This is a genomic window from Cryobacterium sp. GrIS_2_6 (assembly GCF_035984545.1).
Taxonomy (GTDB): Bacteria; Actinomycetota; Actinomycetes; order Actinomycetales; family Microbacteriaceae; genus Cryobacterium.
Window position 1 is genome coordinate 3,457,282 of record NZ_JAXCHP010000001.1, and the last position, 18,976, is coordinate 3,476,257.

Annotated in this window: 14 protein-coding genes; 8 read left to right on the forward strand and 6 right to left on the reverse strand. The window is 69.5% G+C overall.

Annotated features, from left to right (window positions below):
- Positions 1-31 precede the first annotated feature (31 nt).
- From RCH22_RS16770 to RCH22_RS16785, 4 genes are read left to right on the forward strand one after another with little or no spacing between them, the layout of a single operon-like run.
- Positions 32-352 carry a 2Fe-2S iron-sulfur cluster-binding protein gene (locus RCH22_RS16770; protein WP_327014796.1) on the forward strand — a complete coding sequence of 107 codons (321 nt, stop codon included), beginning with the start codon at positions 32-34 and terminating at the stop codon, positions 350-352.
- A 5-nt stretch (positions 353-357) separates the two neighbouring features.
- Positions 358-1,734, forward strand: a complete 1,377-nt coding sequence (locus tag RCH22_RS16775; protein ID WP_327014797.1) for an FAD-dependent oxidoreductase — start codon at positions 358-360, stop codon at positions 1,732-1,734.
- Between the two features lie 46 nt (positions 1,735-1,780).
- Positions 1,781-2,425: an HD domain-containing protein gene (locus RCH22_RS16780; RefSeq protein WP_322136912.1), complete on the forward strand. Its 645-nt coding sequence runs from the start codon at positions 1,781-1,783 to the stop codon at positions 2,423-2,425.
- On the forward strand, positions 2,425-3,978 hold the full coding sequence (locus tag RCH22_RS16785) for an aldehyde dehydrogenase family protein (RefSeq protein ID WP_327014798.1): 1,554 nt from the start codon (positions 2,425-2,427) through the stop codon (positions 3,976-3,978). Before RCH22_RS16780 ends, RCH22_RS16785 begins: the two co-directional genes overlap by 1 nt.
- A gap of 128 nt (positions 3,979-4,106) precedes the next feature.
- On the opposite strand, the gene RCH22_RS16790 is transcribed toward RCH22_RS16785, so the two are convergent.
- Positions 4,107-5,468, reverse strand: coding sequence for an MATE family efflux transporter (locus RCH22_RS16790; protein WP_327014799.1), 1,362 nt, complete (start codon positions 5,466-5,468; stop codon positions 4,107-4,109).
- 70 nt (positions 5,469-5,538) lie between these two features.
- On the opposite strand from RCH22_RS16790, the gene RCH22_RS16795 reads away from it, so the two are divergent.
- The 3 genes from RCH22_RS16795 to RCH22_RS16805 all read left to right on the forward strand — a co-directional run bounded on the left by RCH22_RS16795 (position 5,539) and on the right by RCH22_RS16805 (position 10,129).
- Positions 5,539-7,503: a M13-type metalloendopeptidase gene (locus RCH22_RS16795; protein ID WP_327014800.1), complete on the forward strand. Its 1,965-nt coding sequence runs from the start codon at positions 5,539-5,541 to the stop codon at positions 7,501-7,503.
- Positions 7,504-7,686: 183 nt separating this feature from the next.
- Positions 7,687-8,514: a serine hydrolase gene (locus tag RCH22_RS16800; protein WP_327014801.1), complete on the forward strand. Its 828-nt coding sequence runs from the start codon at positions 7,687-7,689 to the stop codon at positions 8,512-8,514.
- A gap of 115 nt (positions 8,515-8,629) precedes the next feature.
- Complete coding sequence (locus RCH22_RS16805) at positions 8,630-10,129, forward strand: cytosine permease (RefSeq protein WP_327014802.1); 1,500 nt, start codon at positions 8,630-8,632, stop codon at positions 10,127-10,129.
- A gap of 490 nt (positions 10,130-10,619) precedes the next feature.
- Here RCH22_RS16805 and RCH22_RS16810 read toward each other — a convergent pair whose 3' ends face one another.
- The 4 genes from RCH22_RS16810 to RCH22_RS16825 all read right to left on the reverse strand — a co-directional run bounded on the left by RCH22_RS16810 (position 10,620) and on the right by RCH22_RS16825 (position 15,772).
- Entirely contained in the window at positions 10,620-11,975 is a 1,356-nt protein-coding gene (locus tag RCH22_RS16810) for an alpha/beta hydrolase-fold protein (protein ID WP_327014803.1), read from the reverse strand.
- 2 nt (positions 11,976-11,977) lie between these two features.
- The gene (locus RCH22_RS16815) at positions 11,978-12,994 is read right to left on the reverse strand and encodes an alpha/beta hydrolase-fold protein (protein WP_327014804.1); all 1,017 of its coding nucleotides are present in this window, start codon (positions 12,992-12,994) and stop codon (positions 11,978-11,980) included.
- A gap of 179 nt (positions 12,995-13,173) precedes the next feature.
- Positions 13,174-13,422: a YbdD/YjiX family protein gene (locus tag RCH22_RS16820; RefSeq protein WP_327014805.1), complete on the reverse strand. Its 249-nt coding sequence runs from the start codon at positions 13,420-13,422 to the stop codon at positions 13,174-13,176.
- Between the two features lie 40 nt (positions 13,423-13,462).
- Positions 13,463-15,772 (reverse strand): carbon starvation CstA family protein, encoded by a 2,310-nt coding sequence (locus tag RCH22_RS16825; protein ID WP_327014806.1) that lies wholly within the window; start codon positions 15,770-15,772, stop codon positions 13,463-13,465.
- 210 nt (positions 15,773-15,982) lie between these two features.
- On the opposite strand from RCH22_RS16825, the gene RCH22_RS16830 reads away from it, so the two are divergent.
- Positions 15,983-17,368, forward strand: coding sequence for a glycine--tRNA ligase (locus RCH22_RS16830; RefSeq protein ID WP_327014807.1), 1,386 nt, complete (start codon positions 15,983-15,985; stop codon positions 17,366-17,368).
- Positions 17,369-17,536: 168 nt separating this feature from the next.
- Here RCH22_RS16830 and RCH22_RS16835 read toward each other — a convergent pair whose 3' ends face one another.
- Positions 17,537-18,901, reverse strand: a complete 1,365-nt coding sequence (locus RCH22_RS16835) for a glutamyl-tRNA reductase (RefSeq protein ID WP_327014808.1) — start codon at positions 18,899-18,901, stop codon at positions 17,537-17,539.
- Between the last annotated feature and the right edge of the window lie 75 nt (positions 18,902-18,976).

The window sequence follows — 18,976 nt, forward strand, 5'->3', positions numbered from 1 at the left end:
ATCCCAGAGAACCGAACCAGGAGACCGAGAAATGCCAACCGTGAGCTACGTCGCCTTCGACGGCACAGAGACCATCGTCACCGGATTCGCGGGCGATTCCGTGATGGAGACCGCGGTGCGCAACGGCGTTCCCGGGATCGTCGCCGAGTGCGGCGGCAGCCTGTCCTGCGCGACCTGCCACGTCTTCCTCTGCGCAGACAGCGCCGGGCTGTTCCCGCCGAAGCTCGACCTCGAGGACGACATGCTCGACGGGACGGCCATCGATCGGGAGGACAATTCCCGGCTCTCCTGCCAGCTGAAACTGACCGACGACGTGTCCGTGCACGTGCAGACCCCCGAAACGCAGGTGTGACCGGCATGGGCGACACGACCGCAGCACCCCGGCTGGGCACCCTCATCATCGGCAACTGCCAGGCCGGGGTGCAGCTCGCCTCGACCCTGCGCGAACTCGGCGACACCGACCCGATCACCCTCGTCGGCGAGGAGCCCCACGCCCCGTACCAGCGGCCGCCGCTCTCCAAGGCGTTCCTCAAGGGCGAGGCGACCGCTGACTCCCTGGCCTTCCGCACCCACGATTTCTACCGCGAGCATTCCATCGACCTCGTGCCGCGGGAGCGGATCTTCCGCATCATCCGGAACGCGGACGGCGGCGTCGCGACGGCAGAGTCCGGCCGCACCTTCGCATTCGCCCGGCTCGCTCTCACCACCGGAGCCGTACCGCGGACGATCCCGTTCGAGGGCTCCGAGCTCGAGGGCGTCAGCTACCTGCGCACCGCGACGGAAGCGACCGTGCTCGAGCAGCAACTGCGGGAGGCGCGGAACGTCGTAGTCGTCGGCGGCGGCTTCATCGGCCTCGAGGTCGCAGCGGGGGCCAGGGCCGCCGGCAAGAACGTCACCGTGCTCGAGGCGGCTCCCCGCCTCGTCGGGAGGGCGGTCTCCGAGCAGACCAGCGAGTTCTACCTTCAGGCGCACCGGCGCCGCGGCATCCGCGTGGTGCTGAACGCGCAGGTCGTGCGGTTCGTCGGCGAGCACGACCGGGTCACCGGCGTCGAGCTCGGTCCGCGCGACGGCGACGGCTCCGGCGAGATCGTGGCGGCGGACGTCGTGCTGATCGGCGTCGGGGTCGTGCCGCGCACCGAGCTCGCCGTGCAACTGGGCATCGAGGTCGAGAACGGCATCGTGGTGGACGCCAGGGCCCTCGCCTCCGACGGACTCACCGTGGCCGCCGGGGACTGCGCGAACATGCCGAACCCGTCGATCGGGGACTTCGGTGTCGGCCGCATCCGCCTCGAAAGCGTGCAGAACGCGGTCGAGCAGGCCAAGGTGGCCGCGGCCACCCTGCTCGGACTCCCCGCAGAGCACCGGACGGTGCCGTGGTTCTGGTCGGACCAGGCCGACCTCAAACTGCAGATCGCCGGGCTGAGCGGCGGGCACGACCGGGTCGTTCTGCGCGGCGAGCCGGACTCGGAGAAGTTCTCGGTGCTCTACTACCGGGATGGCCGGCTCATCGCCGCTGACTGCATCAACAGCCCGCTCGACTTCATGGCCGTGAAGAACGCCCTCCACAGGGGCCTCTCGGTGCCGGCGGATGTCGCGACCGACACCACCGTTCCGCTCAAGAAACTCTTCGTGGCCGTCGAGACGGCGGATGCCGGGCGTGCGGTGGCTGCGCCGGTGGCCGTTGACCTTGCTCCCCCTGCAGTCCCCGTTCCCGCCGGCAGTCCGGCCGCTTAGCCCCAGCCTCCGCGCTCCGGCGCCCCAACCTCGAAGTGAGAACGCCATGACACTGCAGACCGACCAGTCCATCGACACCTCGCCCATCGCCGTCGCCGCGGACGGCCCGAGCGACCTCGACCCGCTCTGGCGCGCCGTCGAGACCGAGATGCGCACGCGCAGCAATGACATCCACGTGCCGATCTCCTTCGCATTCGCCGAGCGGCTCTGCGAGGCCTACCCGGAGGCCGACGCCCTCGTCGTTCGGGTGGCCATCCTGCTGCACGACAGCGGCTGGGCCAGGGTGGACGAGACCAAGATCATCTCGGAGGGCTTCGGCGCGAACTGGCGCCAGGCCCAGATCCGCTACGAGCACGAGCTCAAGGGCTGCATGATCGCGAGGGAGGTGCTGCCGGGCCTCGGCTACGACGAGGCCTTCATCACTCGGGTCACCGACATCATCGACGGCCACGACACCCGCGTCGAGTCGTACTCGATCGAGGACTCGCTCGTGCGCGACGCTGACCGGCTCTGGCGCTTCACCCCGGCCGGCATCGCCCTGGCCTCGAGCTGGTTCGGCCAGACGCCGTCGTTCTACTGCAGGCGCCTGCGGGCCGAGATCCTGCCGGAGCTCATCACCGCTGCCGGACTCGAGATGGCAACGATCGAACTCGACCGGGCAGAGGCGCTGCTGAAGATCGCGGTGCTCTGATGACAGGGCAGACGACCGACGCGGCACCGACGTCGGCGGCCACGGCCACGGCCGCCTGGCTCGCCCAGCCGGCGAGGTTCCCGGCCATGCTGCCCTATCGGCACACCGACGACCTCTTCATCGACGGCGCCTGGCGTGCGGCGAGCGGAACCGGTCGAACCACCGTGACCAACCCGGCGACGGAAGCGGAGTGGGGCAGCGTGCCGGTGGCGTCCGCCGCCGACGTCGACCTCGCCCTCGCGGCCGCCCGCCGCGCGTTCGCGCGTGCGGGCGCAGGCGCTGACGGATGGCGCGGGCTGGCCCCCTCAGTGCGCGCCGGCTACCTGGAACGCCTGGCCGGCGAGATCGAGAAGCGGGCGGTGGCGATCTCGCACACCAACACGTGGGAGAACGGCTCGCCAGTCGCAGAGACCGGGCGCGCGGCTTCGAATGCTGCAGCGATCTTCCGCTACTTCGCCGGACTGGCCGGCTACGTGGAGACCCCCGACGTGCGCCCGTTCCCCGACGGATCCGCCGAAACCATCGTGCGGCAGGACCCGGTCGGCGTCTGCGCGCTCATCGCGCCGTGGAACTTCCCGATCAACCTCGTCGTGGCGAAGCTCGCGCCGGCGCTGATGGCCGGGTGCACCGTCGTGATCAAGCCGGCATCGCCGACGCCGCTGTCGATCCGATTCATCGCGGATGCCGTGGCAGCGGCAGGCATCCCGGCGGGCGTCGTGAACATCGTCACGGGGGACAGCGCCGTCGGCGACGCCCTCGTGCGGCACCCCGGCGTCGACAAGGTCGCCTTCACCGGCTCGACCCCGGTCGGGCGGCGAATCGCCGCGGCGTGCGGCGAGCTGCTGCGGCCGGTCACCCTCGAACTCGGCGGCAAGTCCTCCGCGCTCGTTCTGCCGGACGTCGACCTCACGGCGATGCAGCAGGTCCTGATTCGCAGCTGCATGCGCAACACCGGGCAGACCTGTTACATCTCCACGCGCATCCTCGCGCCGGCCGGTCGCTACGACGAACTCGTCGACATGGTCACGGCCACGATCCAGGCCGCGCAGCAGGGCGATCCGATGGACCCGGACACCGTCTTCGGGCCCGCCGCGACACGGGCGCAGCGCGAAACGGTGCGCGGGTACATCCGCTCCGGCATCGCAGAGGGCGCCAGGGCGACTACGGGCGGTGACGTGCCGAGCGGCTTCGACCGCGGCTTCTTCGTGAAACCGACCGTGTTCGCCGACGTGACGCCCGGGATGCGGATCGCGCGCGAGGAGATCTTCGGGCCGGTGCTGTCGATCCTGCGCTATGACACGCTCGACGAGGCGATCGGCATCGCGAACAACACCGCGTTCGGCCTCGGCGGCACGGTGTTCGGAGCGGATGCCGACGCCGCGTTCGATGCGGCCGCCCGGATGGACACCGGTTCCGTCGGCCTTGGCTTCTTCGCGTCCAACCACAACGCACCCTTCGCCGGGCGGCACGATTCCGGCCTCGGCGCCGAGTTCGGACGCGAGGGCCTGCACGCCTACCTGCGCCCGCAGTCCGTGCACCGCCGCATCCGCTAGCCGGGACTCTCCGGCACCGTCTGGCGCGCCACGTGCGCCGGTGCGCGCCCGGTGTGCCTGGCGCACAGGGCGCGCGACGGGTGAATCGGGAGCGGTGGTGTCGGTGCGGGCGCGTCGGTGCGGGCGCGTCAGCGGGCGCCGACGACCAGCCAGCGCGCGGCGCGGGCGCGCAGGCCGAGGGTGAGGCCGCGCGCGCCGAGGTAGCCGAATGCGAACGCCGCCATCAGCCAGGCGAGCCCGACGGCGCCCTGCGGCGCCCAGGCGAGCACCGCCCAGGCCAGCGGCACGAAGACGAGCAGGTTGACCGCCCCGGTCACGGCGAGGTAGCGGACATCGCCCGCGCCGATCAGCACGCCGTCGAGCACGAAGACGAGGCCGCAGAGCGGCCCGGACAGGCCGAGGACCACGAGTGTCAGGGGGAGGAGCGAGCTCACCTCTGCCGCCGTCGTGAACAGTCCGCCGAGCAGGGGGCTCGTCACGACGAGGAGCGCGCCGATGGCGGCACCGCCGAGCACACCCCACTCGAGGCAGCGCCGCAGCACCGCGCGCACCCCAGGGAGATCGCCGGCCCCGAGGCCGCGCCCGACGAGGGCCTGGGCGGCGATCGCGAGGGCGTCGAGGGCGAACGCCATCGCCGCGAACAGGGTCATCGCGATCTGGAACGCCGCGAGCTGGGGCGAGCCGAGGCTCGTGGCGACGAACACCGCGAGCAGCATCGCCGTACGCAGGCTCACCGTGCGCAGGAACAGCCAGCCGCCGCTCGACGCCCCCCGCAGCATCCCGCCGCGGTGCGGCCGCAGCCGGGCACCCTCACGCCGGGCGTGCCGCACGACCACGACGAGATATACCGCGACCATCGCCCACTGCGCGACGACCGTGCCGAGCGCCGAGCCGACCAGACCGAGTCCGAGACCGTAGATGAACCACAGATTGAGCGCGATGTTGGCCGCGAAGCCGAGCCCCGCCACCCAGAGCGGCGTGCGGGTGTCCTGCAGTCCGCGGAGGAGTCCTGTCGCCGCGAACACGAGCAGCATCGCCGGTAGTCCCAGCATCGACACGGTGAGGTACCGGGCGGATGCCGCGGCGACGGCAGGCTCCGCGCCGAAGGCTCCCACGAGCTGCGGGCTCAGCGCCGCGCCGAGCAGCGCGAGCACCAGACCGAGGCCGAGCGCGAGCCAGAGGCCGTCGATCCCGACGGACACGGCCCTGCCGCGGTCGCCCGCGCCGAGCCAGCGGGCGACGGCAGGGGTCGTGCTGTACGCGAGGAACACCATCAGCCCGACGACGGTCTGCAACACCGCGCTCGCGAGGCCGAGTCCGGCCAGGTCGACCGCGCCGAGATGCCCGACCATCGCCGAGTCGGCGAGCAGGAACAAAGGCTCGGCGACGAGGGCGCCGAACGCCGGGAGGGCGAGGCGCAGGATCTCGCGGTCGATGGGCCGCTGGCGGAAGATGGCGATGCTCCCGACTCTAGCGTCGCTCGCCGACACCGCACGGTTCGGCTTCGTCCGGCGTCGCACCCCGGCTCGAATTCCCGGGCACAGCGAATAGCATGGACGCATGACTGAGCTGGGGACCGCATCCGGAATCGACCGCGACGAACTCGACCCGGGCATCCGCCCACAGGACGATCTCTTCCGCCACGTGAACGGGAAATGGATCGACCGCACCGAGATCCCAGCGGACAAGGCCCGCTGGGGATCGTTCTACCTCCTCGCCGAGGAGTCCGAGAAGGCCGTGCGCGAGATCATCCTCGAGGCGCAGACCGCTGAACCGGGAACAGAAGCCCGCAAATTCGGCGACCTCTACTCGAGTTTCATGGACGAAGCGCGGGTGAATGCGCTCGGCGCCACCCCGCTCGCGGCCGACCTCGCGACCGTCGACCGGATCGACTCCATCGCCTCCCTGCTCGGCACCCTCGGCCGCCTCGAGCGTGCCGGCGTCGCAGGCGCCTTCCAGCTCTATGTCGACAACGACCCGGGCGACCCGGAGCGTTACCTCGTCTTCATGGAGCAGGGCGGGCTCGGCCTGCCGGACGAGTCCTACTATCGCGAGGAGAAGTTCGCGGCCGTCCGCGAGGCCTACCGCTCCTTCCTCGAGCGGATGTTCGGCCTCGCCGGCCTCGACGACGCCGCGGCCAGGGCGCAGCGCGTCTTCGACCTCGAAACCGAACTCGCCGGTCACCACTGGGACAACGTGCGCTCCCGCGACAGCGAGAAGACCTACAACCTCAAGACCTGGGGCCAGGTCACGGCCCTGGCCGCCGGAGCGGACCTGCACCTCTGGCTCGCGGGCCTCGATGCACCGGCGGGAGCCCTCGACGAGATCGTCGTCCGCCAGCCGAGCTTCGTGACCGGCCTGGCCGAGATGCTGACCGAGGACGGGATCGTCGGGTGGAAGGACTGGCTGCGCTGGCAGATCATCCGCTCGAGCGCCTCGTACCTCTCCGACGACTTCGTCGAGGCGAGCTTCGACTTCTATGGCCGCACCCTCACCGGGACACCTCAGCTGCGGGACCGCTGGAAGCGCGGCGTCTCCATCGTCGAGGGATCCCTCGGCGAGGCCGTCGGCCGGATCTACGTCGAACGGCACTTCAAGCCGAGCGCGAAAGCGAGCATGGACGTGCTCGTCGGCCACCTCGTCGAGGCATACCGCCAGAGCGTCGCCGAGCTCGACTGGATGACCCCGGAGACCCGGGCGCGTGCCCAGGACAAGCTCGAGAAGTTCACGCCCAAGATCGGCTACCCCGACAAGTGGCGCGACTACTCGACCCTGTCGATGGTGGCGGGCGACCTGATCAAGAACGTGCGTGCCGCGAACGAGTTCGAGTTCCAGCGCGAGCTGGGCAAGATCGGCAAGTCCCTCGACCGCGACGAGTGGTTCATGACCCCACAGACCATCAACGCCTATTACAACCCCGGCTTCAACGAGATCGTCTTCCCCGCGGCCATCCTGCAGTTCCCGTTCTTCTCAGACGAGCGGGATGCCGCGGCGAACTACGGCGCCATCGGTGCCGTCATCGGGCACGAGATCGGGCACGGCTTCGACGACCAGGGTTCGAAGTACGACGGCGATGGGCTCCTGACCGACTGGTGGACCGCTGACGACCGTGCGGCATTCGAAGAGCGCACGAGCTCGCTCATCGAGCAGTTCAATGCCCTGGCGCCGAAGCAGATCCCCGAGCACCACGTGAACGGCGCGCTCACGATCGGCGAGAACATCGGCGACCTCGGCGGCCTCTCGATCGCCTGGAAGGCCTACCTGATCTCCCTCGACGGCGCAGAGCCGCCCGTGATCGACGGTCTCACCGGCGCCCAGCGCTTCTTCCTGTCCTGGGCCCAGGCCTGGCAGTTGAAGATGCGCGACGAGGAGGCCATCCGCCTGATCTCGATCGACCCGCACTCGCCGAATGAGTTCCGCTGCAACCAGATCGTGCGGAACATCGACGAGTTCTACGCGGCCTTCGGCGTCGCGGCAGGCGACGAACTCTGGCTCGACCCGGACAAACGCGTCACCATCTGGTAGCCCCGAGGGTCCGGCCCCGGCGCATGTCGGGCGTCTGGGCTATGGTGCTGAGGGGAACACGGAGCCGGAAATCGGAGCCGGAACACGGAGGGACCCGAAAAAGTGTCCACGCCAGCGCGGGAATCGGAGCGACGGTCGCGTCGCGGTGCCCCGAGCAGGGGACGGCACGGCGTTTCGGAGTCGATGGCGAACTTCGGCCGCGGGTTCCAGGCCCTCGGCACCCTCGCCGGCGCCGAAGTGCAGGTCTCGGCCCGCGCCACCGACCTCGCGACCGGTAAGGTCCTCTTCTCCGTCGACGACCACGTCGTGATGCCGACAGCGGGGATCGGAACCGTCCTCCTCCTCATCGAGGTCGCCGCCCGGCTCCCGAACGCCGAATTCGGCGCCCTCACCATCCTCGACCGCACCCCGGCGGACTCGGTCGGAGGGTCAGGCGTCTGGCAGCACCTGCAGGCCCCGTCGCTTCCCGTCGCTGACCTCGCGGCCCTCGTCGGCGGTCTCGGCGACAACCTCGCCGCGAACGTGCTCCTGCGCGCGGTCGGTCTCGCGGCCGTCCAGGCCCGCACCGAACAGCTCGGCATCTCCCACACCGCTCTGCTCGACCTCGTCCGCGACGAACGCGGCCCCGATCACGCACCCCAGCTCTCCGTCGGCAGCGCCCAGGAACTCACGGGGCTCTTCACGTCCCTCGCCCGCGGGGAGGTCGTGGATGCCGCGACGAGCGAACGCGTGATCGGCTGGCTGTCCCTCGGTGCAGACCTCTCCCTCGTCGCGAGCGCCTTCGGGCTCGATCCCTTCGCGCACCGCGGCGGCGACCACGGGCTGCTCCTCGTCAACAAGACCGGAACGGGGCCCGGCGTCCGGAGCGAGGCCGGCGTACTCCGCGGCCCGCGGGCCGGCGTCGCCTATGCCGTCTCGATGTCCTTCGCCGACACCCGCCTGCCCCTGCGCCTCGCGGTCCTCGACGGGATGCGGGCCGTCGGCCTCGACCTGCTCGAGTACGTGCACTGAACCTGATTTCCTGAGCTCCTGAGTTCCTGAGTTCCTGAGTTCCTGAGTTCCTGAGTTTCTGAATAACCGAACCGCCTGCACACCCCAAGAGACCCGCCGACGAAAGGGGCAGCGGATGTCCGCGAACGACCGGAAGCACACGGAGACGGACACCGGCCTGCCGGGGGCGAGTCCCGGCATCCGCCCGGTCTTCGAGGTCGAACTCAATGGCATCAACGCCGTCGACCGCACAGAGCACCGCGGCCGCCCGGGCGAGTTGTTCTGGCCGTGGTTCGCGGCGAACGTCTCGGTGCTCGGCATCAGCTACGGCTCGTTCCTGCTTGGTTTCGGCATCTCGTTCTGGCAGGCGACGATCGTCGGCCTCGTCGGGATCGTGCTCTCCTTCGCGCTCTGCGGGTTCGTGGCGCTCGCGGGCAAGCGCGGCCACGCGCCGACGATGACCCTGAGCCGGGCGACGTTCGGCGTCGACGGCAACCGGGTGCCGTCAGTGTTGTCGTGGCTGCTCACCGTCGGTTGGGAGACCGTGCTCGCCTCGCTCGCTGTGCTCGCGACGGCGACGGTCTTCACCGAGCTCGGCTGGGACGGCGGGGCGCTCACCCAGGTGGTGGCCCTCGTTGTCGTGGCCGGCCTGGTTGTGCTCGGTGGCGTCTTCGGCTTCGACCTGATCATGCGGCTGCAGAAGTGGATCACGATCGTCACGGGCCTGCTCACGGTCGTCTACGTGTTCCTCGTCGTCGACCACATCGACTTCCCGGCCATCGCGGCGATCCCCGCCGGGGACACCCCCCACGTGATCGGCGCGCTCGTCTTCATGATGACGGGCTTCGGCCTCGGTTGGGTGCAGGCCGCCGCCGACTACTCCCGGTACCTGCCCCGCTCGGCCTCGAGCCGCGGCGTCGTCGGCTGGACGACGGCGGGCGCCTCGCTCGCCCCCGCCGTGCTTCTCCTCTTCGGGCTCCTGCTCGCCGGGTCATCGAGCGACCTCAGCGCCGCCATCGCCGTTGACCCGATCGGCGCACTCACGACGATCCTGCCGGCCTGGTTCCTGGTTCCGTTCGCCCTCGTCGCGGTGCTCGGCCTGATCGGCGGCGCCGTGCTCGACATCTACTCCTCAGGGCTGGCGCTCCTCGCGGCGGGGCTGAGGGTGCCGCGCTTCGCGGCCGCCGGGATAGACGGGGTGATCATGGTGCTCGGCGCGATCTACGTCGTGTTCTTCGCCGGGAGCTTTCTCGGTCCTTTCCAGGGTTTCCTGATCACCCTCGGCGTGCCCGTTGCGGCCTGGTGCGGCATCTTCCTCGCCGATTTCGCGCTCCGCCGCTCCGACTACGACGCCGCGGGCCTCCTCGACCCGCGCGGGCGCTACGGGAGCGTGCGGGTCGGCGCGCTCGCACTCCTCCTGCTCGGGTCCGTCGTGGGCTGGGGCCTCGTCACCAACGGCTTCGCGGACTGGCTCGCCTGGCAGGGGTACCTGCTCGATCCCCTCGGCCTCGGGGGCCGAACGGGCGACTGGGCGTTCGCGAATCTCGGCGTGCTCGTCGCCCTCGCAATCGGCTTCTGCGGCATGCTGCTCGTCGGCCGCGGCGCCGTCCGCGCACAGGAGTGGCAGCCCGTCTGATCCACCCGCGTCGGCAGGCAGCGGGGCGCGGGAGCGCGGACGGGGCCGCGGTCAGTCGGGCGCGGGTGCGGGTGCGGGTGCGGCCGGGGGTTTCGGCTTCCACTGATTGGCCCGCTCGCCCCGGGCGGCAGCATCCGCCCCTCGCACCTGAGCAGTTCGATGCGCAGCTTGTTCGGCCTCGCCCAGGCGCTGCCGCGCTTCCGCGGTGAGAAGTGGAGCCTCGTCCGTTGCTCGTCCAGCCGGGCCGGTTTGCTGTCGATCCCGCCGACGGAGAGCGCCTCGAGAACGGCGTCCTCGTAGGCGAGAATCGGCCGGCCGGCGGTCTTCCGCCAGAAGACGAGCCAGACCGCGTTTCATACCGCATGGTTCTCCACGAGCCAGGCGCGCCACTCCTCGACCGACTCCGGGTGGACGCGCGATACCTGGCCCCCGCCCGCGTCCCGTTCACTCATGCGACGACCCTACCCGCGTCCCGCGCCGCGGGGAGGGGTCAGGAGGGCGGAGCGAGGCCGAGACGCGGGTAGAGCGCGTCGAAGCCGGCGTCGAGTCCTCCGTTCAGCGCCCCCACTTCGTGCCCGACGCCGGGGATCTCGGCGTACGACGCGGTCATCCCCGCGGCCTGGGCTGCGCCGACGAGCATCCGTTGCCCGGCGGCGACGCCCGGGTCCGCTGCGCCGGCAGTGAAGATCGCGAATGTCCCCGGGTAGCGGTGCCCCGCGAGAAGGTTCACCGGCTTCTGCGCGTCATAGGCCGCCTGGCTGCCGCCGAACACGTCGTTCAGGGTCTGGTCCTGGATCTCGGAGCCGGGGAATGACTCGCCGGAGATGTCGATCACGTTCGACCAGATGTCGGGGTGCTTGGCCGCGAGCGAGATCGCGCACTGGCCGCCATTGGAGAACCCGGCGATCGTCCAGTACCGGTGGTCGTGCGTCACGTTGAGGTTCGCCGCAGCCCAGCCGACGACGTCCCTGGTGAGGAACGTCTCCGCGTTCCCATACTTGGCGGTGTCGAGGCACAGCGGGTCGACGGAGGGGTCGCCCAGCTGGTCGGCGACGACGACGATCGGCGCGAGACCTCCGTGCTGGGAGGCCTCACGGTCGAGGCTCGCCGCGACGTATTCCGGGTCGGGGTTGCCGGGCTGGCCCAGCAGCATGATCACGAGCGGCAATGCCGGCGCGTCCGGGACGAGGGCCGCAGGTGGCAGGTAGATTCCGGCCGGCCGGGAGAGGAATCCGGAGACGGTGTTCGGGATCACCTGGCTCCCGGTGTTTCCCGCGGCGGGGATGTCGGCGGGTGGATTCCACGTCTGCCAGAGGGCGCGGCCCGTCCGGTCAGGGTTGGGGTCGCCTCTCGAGCCAGGGTTGGAGCCGGTGCCGGCGACGGGGGTCGACCGTGGCGCTGCCGGATTCAGTGCGATCGGCGGCAGCACGTTCACCCCGAGAAGCGCGCCGAGGGTGCGGTCAAGGCCGTAGCCCGCATTGATCCCGAGCGCCCCCGTTGCGACGAAGAGCAACACCGATGCGGCGGCGAGGATCCGGCGTGCCGGCCGCGTCTTCCACAGGTTCACGAGGGCGATCCCGACCGCGGCGCAGGCCGCGCCGAGCCACGCGTACGCCACGGGCACGAGGCCCATCCCGAACACGTTGAAGACCCGCACCAGGAAGAACCAGAGGAGAACCGCGACAACGCCTCCGGAGGCGACCACGACCGCGACGGTCATGAGCCAGCGCGCGGTCGGTCGTCGGGCGAGCAGGAAGACCACGGCCGCGCCGGACAGGGTGTACGCGCCGACGATGACGGGGCCGTGCAGGATATCCGTGCGCAGGAGCGTCTGGAGAGCGTCCACGCCTAGCCGAGCCCGAGCCGGCTCGCGAGCACGCTGAAGGCGCCGGTGAGTCCGGCGTCCAGCGCCTCGAAGGAATGGCCCTCGCCGGGCACCTCGTAATATGTCACCGACACCCCCGCAGCCCTGGCCATTCCACTCAGATCTTTCAGCCCCGGTTCCATCACCGAGTCCTCCGAGCCGACCGTGAACACGGCCGTGGTGTCAGGGTAGCGGCTCTTGCCCAGCAGCCTCGCCGGTTTTGTCGCGTCGTAGGCCGCCTGGTCACCCCCGAACACGTCAGCCAGGACCTCCGGCTCCGTCTCGAGTCCCGCAAACACGGTGCCGGAGGCGTCGATGAGGCTGCCCCAGACCTCCGGGTGCCGGAGCGCGAGCGACAAGGCGCACTGGCCGCCGTTCGAGAACCCGGCGACGGTCCACGATTCGCGGCCGGCCTCAATGTTGAGGTTGCCGCGAGCCCAGTGGAGAACGTCATCCTCGAGGTACGTCTCGACCCGGCCGTATTCCGCCGTGTCGAGGCACAGCGAGTCGACGTCCGGGTCGCCCAGCTGGTCGGCGACGAGCACGATCGGGGCGAGGCCGTTGTGGGCTGCGGCGAAGGCGTCGAGCACAGATGCGATCGGGCCGGCGTCCGGGTCTCCCGGCTGTCCCATCATCATCAGGACGAACGGCAGGGCAGGGGCGTCGGGGACGAGCGCGGCCGGCGGGAGGTAGACCTCGGCGTCGCGCGCGCTGAAACCCGAAGCGGTCGCCGGGATCCGGACGCTGCCGATGGTGCCCTGGGTGGGCAGGTCGGCCGGTGGCCGCCAGGTCGCGGACAGTGGGGACGACGCATCCGCCGCCGGCGCGGGCGGTGCTTGCCCGTCGGGCAGGGACAGCTCGGGGACCGCCTGGTCCGGCTGCGCGAGTCCCGTAGCGACGTTGACCGTGACGACGACGGTGGCGACGAGCAGCACTATGCTGGCGGCGCCTGCGGCGCCTGCGGCGATCCAGCGACGCCGCGGGGTGGACCGGTTGCCCATCCGACCGCCCTCTCCCGAAGCCGACGCGAGCCCTGTCACTCCGTCATTGCCGACGTTAGGAAGACAAGCTGGACATTCGGTGCGAGCGGCCGAATACAGGGCCGCGAAAGCGTGTGAGTCGTCGGTTTGCCCCAGTCATGACGACGGCTCACCCGCTTTCGCGACCGGTCGGGGGATCGTCAGCAGCAACGGCCCTGCGGGTTAGCGTCCTGGCGGTCGGTCTGGTCCCGCCAGAACTCGCGTTCGGTCATCATCCGCTCGCTGGGGCGAGCCGGGTCCGCGGTCCCGTGCGCGGCCTCGTGGTGCGCCCGGTACTTGTCCCAGGCGTCCTCTCCCATCACCCCTCTGACGTACCAGGCCACGCTCCGCGCTGCCCGGCGGATGCCGGCGAGGAGCGCAGCGAGCGCGGTCCTGTCGGCCAGGAGCATCCGTTGCCCCCGGAGTGCCCCGGGTCCCATCACCGGGCCCTCACCGGCCGGGTGTTCCCGCGCCGGCGGACGTCGCCGCCCTGGCACTCTTCTCGGCGGCTGCCTGGGCCTCCCAGCGGCCTTGCAGTTCCTTTTCTGCCGCGGTCGGCAGGAAGCCGGACGGCGCGAACATCTGCGACGGGAGCGCGGGGTCCTCGTTGGTGCCGAAATCGCGGCTCTTCCAGGACTTCCAGGTCGCAACGACCGAGGAGACGATCACGATGATCGCGAGGGTGACGAAGAGGATCGACAGGAGACCCTGCACCATCGTGTTCCGCACCACGGCCTCCATGGCCGCGACGCTCGGCGCCGTGCCGAACGAGGTCTTCCCCGCCGCGAGGGCGTCGGAGAATGCCTTGTTCTGGGCGAAGTAACCGACCGCGGGGACGGTTGAGAAGATCTTCAGCATCGAGGCGTAGATCGTGATGATCGCGGCGAACGCGAGGGGCACGGCGACGATCCAGATGTACGTGAATTTGCCCTGCTTCGCGACGATCGCCATGCACACCGCGAGTGCGATTGCGGCGAGCAGCTGGTTCGCGATCCCGAAGAGCGGGAACAGGGTGTTGATGCCGCCGAGCGGGTCCGTGACGCCCATGATCAGCACGGCGCCCCAGAGGAGAACCATGATGCCCGTGGTCAGCCAGGCCCCCGTGCGCCAGGAGGTGTTCTTGAACTTCGGGAAGAAGTTGCCGAGGCTGTCCTGGAGCATGAAGCGCGCGACGCGGGTGCCCGCGTCGACGGCGGTGAGGATGAACAGCGCCTCGAACATGATCGCGAAGTGGTACCAGAACGCCATCATGCCCGAGCCGCCTGCGACCTGCTGCATGATGTGCGCGAGCCCGACAGAGAGCGTTGGGGCGCCGCCGGAGCGGGAAACGATGGTGGCCTCTCCTACGTCCTTCGCCGTCTGGGTGAGCATCTCGGGGGTGAGGTTGACCCCGGTTAGCCCGAGGCTGTTCACGAACGCGACAGCGCCTTCGACGGTGCCCCCGGTGAGGGCCGCTGAGGAGTTCATCGCGAAGTAAATGCCGCGGTCGATCGAGACGGCGGCGACCAGGGCCATGATCGCGACGAAGCTCTCCATGAGCATGCCGCCATAGCCGATGAAGCGGGTCTGGCGTTCCTTCTCGATGAGCTTCGGGGTCGTGCCCGAGGCGATGAGGGCGTGGAAGCCGGAGAGGGCGCCGCAGGCGATCGTGACGAAGAGGAACGGGAAGAGCGACCCGCTCACGACCGGTCCGCCGTTGGCGACGAACTCGCTGAATGCGGGGACCGTGATCTCCGGGCGCACGATGATGATCGCGATCGCGAGCATCCCGATCGTTCCGATCTTCATGAAGGTCGAGAGGTAGTCGCGCGGGGCGAGCAGCAGCCAGACCGGGAGGATCGCGGCGACGAAGCCGTAAATGATGATGCCGATAGCGAGCGGCACCGGGTCCACGTGGAAGAACGATGCTCCCCACGCCGTGTTTGAGATGGCGCCGCCGCCGATGATGGCGGCCAGGAGCAGCACGAACCCGATGATCGACACCTCGCTGACCTTGCCCGGCCGGAAGAAGCGCAGGTAGCAGCCCATGAAGAGCGCGATCGGGATGGTCATGCCGACCGAGAAGACGCCCCAGGGGCTCGCGGCGAGGGCGTTGACAACGACGAGGGCGAGAATCGCGACGATGATGACCATGATCGCCATCGTGGCGATCAGGGCGGCGGTGCCGCCGATCTTGCCGAGCTCGTCGCGGGCCATCTGGCCGAGGGAACGTCCGCCTCTGCGCATCGAGTAGAACAGCACGATGTAGTCCTGCACCGCACCGGCGAGAACGACGCCGACGATGATCCAGATCGTGCCGGGCAGGTAGCCCATCTGCGCGGCGAGCACCGGGCCGACGAGCGGGCCTGCCCCGGCGATCGCGGCGAAGTGGTGGCCGAACAGCACCCTGCGGTCCGTCGCCGCGAAGTCCCTGCCGTCCGCCTTGTACTCGGCGGGGGTCGCCCTGCGGTCATCGGGCTTCAGCAGGTGCTTCTGAATGTAGTTCGAGTAGAAGCGGTAGCCGATCAGGTAGGTGCACACCGCCGCGAAAACGAACCAGATGGCGTTCACGGTTTCGCCGCGGACGACCGCGAGCATGACCCAGCTCAGTCCGCCGAGGAGGGAGATGCCGGCCCAGAGGGCGATCTTGGCCGGGGTCCAGCGTCGCTCCTGGGCGTCGTGCTCTGTCTGGTCGAGTGCGACAGGGAGCAGGGACGGATCGCGATCGAGCGGACCGGCCCCCGTGAAAGCGTCGTGCGGCGTGCGGGGTCTGGTGCCCATGATCTCTCCTTTGAGGGTGGTGCAGATGGTGCTGAGGTGCGGTTCACGGTCGTGCCGAATCCAAGCTGAGAACAAGCTAAATTCGAGATGATTCCTTAGCAAGGCTAACAGCCAGAGGGGCGCACCGGGACGAGAGCCTAAAATGAGTACGCCTGACCGGGATTTTCCGCACGGCACGCCCCACATCCACCCTCGACCATTGGAGCCACCGTGGCCGCACCCTCCCGCCTCGATTCAGTCATCGCCCTCGCCCGCCACCGCGGGTTCGTCTTCCAGGCGGGTGAAATCTACGGCGGATCCCGGTCCGCGTGGGATTACGGGCCCCTCGGCGTTGAGCTCAAGGAGAACATCAAGAAGCAGTGGTGGCGCTTCATGGTCACGAGCCGCGACGACGTCGTCGGGCTCGACTCCTCGGTTATCCTGCCCAGGAAGGTGTGGGAGGCATCCGGTCATGTCGAGGTCTTCAGCGACCCGCTTGTCGAGTGCACGAGCTGTCACAAGCGTTTCCGCGCCGACCACCTCGAGGAGGAGTTCGAGGAGAAGAAGGGGCGCCCCGCAGAGGGCGGCCTCGACGGCATCCCCTGCCCGAACTGCGGCAACCGGCACATCTGGACGGAGCCGCGCGCCTTCTCCGGCCTGCTCAAGACTTACCTCGGCCCCGTCGACGACGAGGCGGGCATGCACTACCTGCGTCCAGAGACCGCGCAGGGCATCTTCGTGAACTTCGCCAACGTTCTCCAGGCGGCCAGGATGAAGCCCCCGTTCGGCATCGGCCAGATCGGCAAGAGCTTCCGCAACGAGATCACACCGGGCAACTTCATCTTCCGCACCCGCGAGTTCGAGCAGATGGAGATGGAATTCTTCGTCGAGCCCGGCACAGATGAGACCTGGCACGAGTACTGGCTCGAGCAGCGCATGAACTGGTACACCGGCCTCGGCATCGAGCCGGAGAACCTGCGCTTCTTCGAACACCCCGCCGAGAAGCTCTCGCACTACTCCAAGCGCACCGTCGACATCGAGTACCGCTTCGGGTTCAGCGGGAGTGAGTTCGGCGAGCTCGAAGGAGTGGCGAACCGCACGGACTTCGACCTCAAGACGCACGCTGCGGCATCAGGAAAGGACCTCTCGTACTTCGACCAGACCAAGAACGAGCGCTGGGTGCCCTACGTGATCGAGCCTGCGGCCGGGCTCACCCGCTCGCTGATGGCGTTCCTCGTTGACGCGTACCACGAGGAGGAAGTGCCGAATGCGAAGGGCGGCGTCGACAAGCGCACCGTGCTCAAGCTCGACCCGCGCCTCGCGCCGATCAAGGCCGCCGTGCTGCCGCTGTCCCGCAACGAGGCGCTCTCGCCGATGGCGCGCTCCCTCGCTTCCCGCTTGCGCGAGTCGTGGAACGTCGACTTCGACGACGCCGGCGCGATCGGGCGCCGCTACCGCCGCCAGGACGAGATCGGTACCCCGTATTGCATCACGGTCGATTTCGACTCTCTCGAAGACCAGGCCGTCACCGTGCGGGACCGCGACACCATGCAGCAGGAGCGGGTGCCGCTCGACAAGCTCGACGCGTACCTCGCCGAGCGCCTCCGCGGAGCCTGACCCGCCGCCGAACCACTTCGACGGAGTTTTTGAGTTTTTCGCACGTGCGAGCGCGAATTAAGCGCTTTCCGGGCAAAAACTCCGTCGAATTGGTGAGGTGTTTGCCGGTCAGTGAGCGTGCCTCGGCGGATGTCCGCCGCGATCACGGTCGCGCTGCGTGCCGATCGCTCAGGAGGCGCGGTGTGCGGTCCCGGACGCCGATCCGGGGAACGGATTCAGGAGCGCAGCGGACTCGGCCGCGGAGCCGGCGCCGGACTCGACCCGGATGCCGAAGAGGGCGTCGAGGCCGCCGGTGAACGCGGCCTGCTCGCCGGCCCTGGCGAGTTCGCGTGAGCGCACCATCGGCGTGTGCAGCAGGACGCTCGCGAGATGCCGCAACGCCCGCTCGGTCTGTTCGGTATCGTCGCCGTGCGCGCGAGCCCGTTCGATCTCTGAATCGAGCAGGTCGAAGACATGGCTGCGCAACGCGACGACCGCTGGGGTGAGGCTCTGCTCTTCCGCGACCGCCGAGAATTTGCGTGCGGCGCGGTCGACGAGCAGGCGGGCCTCGCTCGTTGCGTTGAGCTCTTCGAGCGGGGCGTGGATGCGGATGGTCTCGAGGTCGAGCAGCTCGACTCCCGGGACCTCGGTGACGTCAGGGGCGACGTTGCGCGGCAGGCCGAGGTCGATGATGAGCCGTCGGGCGGCCGGAGCGGCGGACTCTGCTCCGGCGTCGACACCCGTGGTTGCTGCCGCGCCCGCCCGGAGCAGTGCGGCCGTGACGACGTGGTGTTCGACGGTCGTGCAGGTCAGGATCAGGTCGGCACGATCGGCCTCGACGGCGAATGCCGACTCGGTGACCGCGGTGATGCCATGCGAGCCCGCGAACTTGGCGGCGCGCCCGGTGGGCGAGTAGACCCGCACGTCCGTGACGCCGAGGTCGCGGAGCGCGGCGAGGGCGGCGCCGGCGTAACGGCCGGTGCCGACGAGCAACACGCGGGTGCTCGCCCAGTCCACGATGCGGGTCTCGGCGAGCTGCAGGGCGAGGCGCACGAGTGACCGCCCGGCCGCGCCGATTCCGGTGCGGTTCTTGATACCGCGGGAGGTCTGCGATGCGCGCTGGAACAGCCGCTCGAGTTCGGGGGTCGTCGTGCCGCGCTCGCGGGCCTGCTCGAGGGAGCGGCGCACCTGGCCTGCGATCTCGCCCTCGCCGACGACGACGGATTCCAGGCCGCTCGTCACCGCGAACAGGTGCTCGGCCACGCCGTTGCCGTGCACGAAGTCGAGGGTCTCGCGGAGGACGTCCGCGGTGACGCCGGTGCCGGCACTGACGCCCGCGATCGCGGCCTGTACGGCCTCGAGGGGGGAGGTGCCGTCGGGCTCGTCGAGGTCGAGGTAGGCCTCGAAGCGGTTGCAGGTTGCGACGATGACCGCTCCGGACAGGCTCGGGTATCGCTCGAGGATGCCGCCTGCCGTGCCGGGCGCGCCGACGGACAGCTTCTCGAGTACTTCGAAACTCGAGTTCTTGTGGTTCGCGGACAGGCAGATCAGCACTCCGTGAGTCTACTTTGTCAATCTGGGCGTGGATGATATCCGGAAAGCGCTTGGCTCCTGAAAGTTTGACAGAAT

Bases quoted from the DNA above. Each gene is read 5' to 3' on its own strand.
- RCH22_RS16770 (WP_327014796.1), top strand. From the start codon at position 32: ATGCCAACCGTGAGCTACGTCGCCTTCGACGGCACAGAGACCATCGTC.
- RCH22_RS16775 (WP_327014797.1), top strand. From the start codon at position 358: ATGGGCGACACGACCGCAGCACCCCGGCTGGGCACCCTCATCATCGGC.
- RCH22_RS16780 (WP_322136912.1), top strand. From the start codon at position 1,781: ATGACACTGCAGACCGACCAGTCCATCGACACCTCGCCCATCGCCGTC.
- RCH22_RS16785 (WP_327014798.1), top strand. From the start codon at position 2,425: ATGACAGGGCAGACGACCGACGCGGCACCGACGTCGGCGGCCACGGCC.
- RCH22_RS16795 (WP_327014800.1), top strand. From the start codon at position 5,539: ATGACTGAGCTGGGGACCGCATCCGGAATCGACCGCGACGAACTCGAC.
- RCH22_RS16800 (WP_327014801.1), top strand. From the start codon at position 7,687: ATGGCGAACTTCGGCCGCGGGTTCCAGGCCCTCGGCACCCTCGCCGGC.
- RCH22_RS16805 (WP_327014802.1), top strand. From the start codon at position 8,630: ATGTCCGCGAACGACCGGAAGCACACGGAGACGGACACCGGCCTGCCG.
- RCH22_RS16815 (WP_327014804.1), bottom strand. From the start codon at position 12,994: ATGGGCAACCGGTCCACCCCGCGGCGTCGCTGGATCGCCGCAGGCGCC.
- RCH22_RS16820 (WP_327014805.1), bottom strand. From the start codon at position 13,422: ATGCTCCTGGCCGACAGGACCGCGCTCGCTGCGCTCCTCGCCGGCATC.
- RCH22_RS16825 (WP_327014806.1), bottom strand. From the start codon at position 15,772: ATGGGCACCAGACCCCGCACGCCGCACGACGCTTTCACGGGGGCCGGT.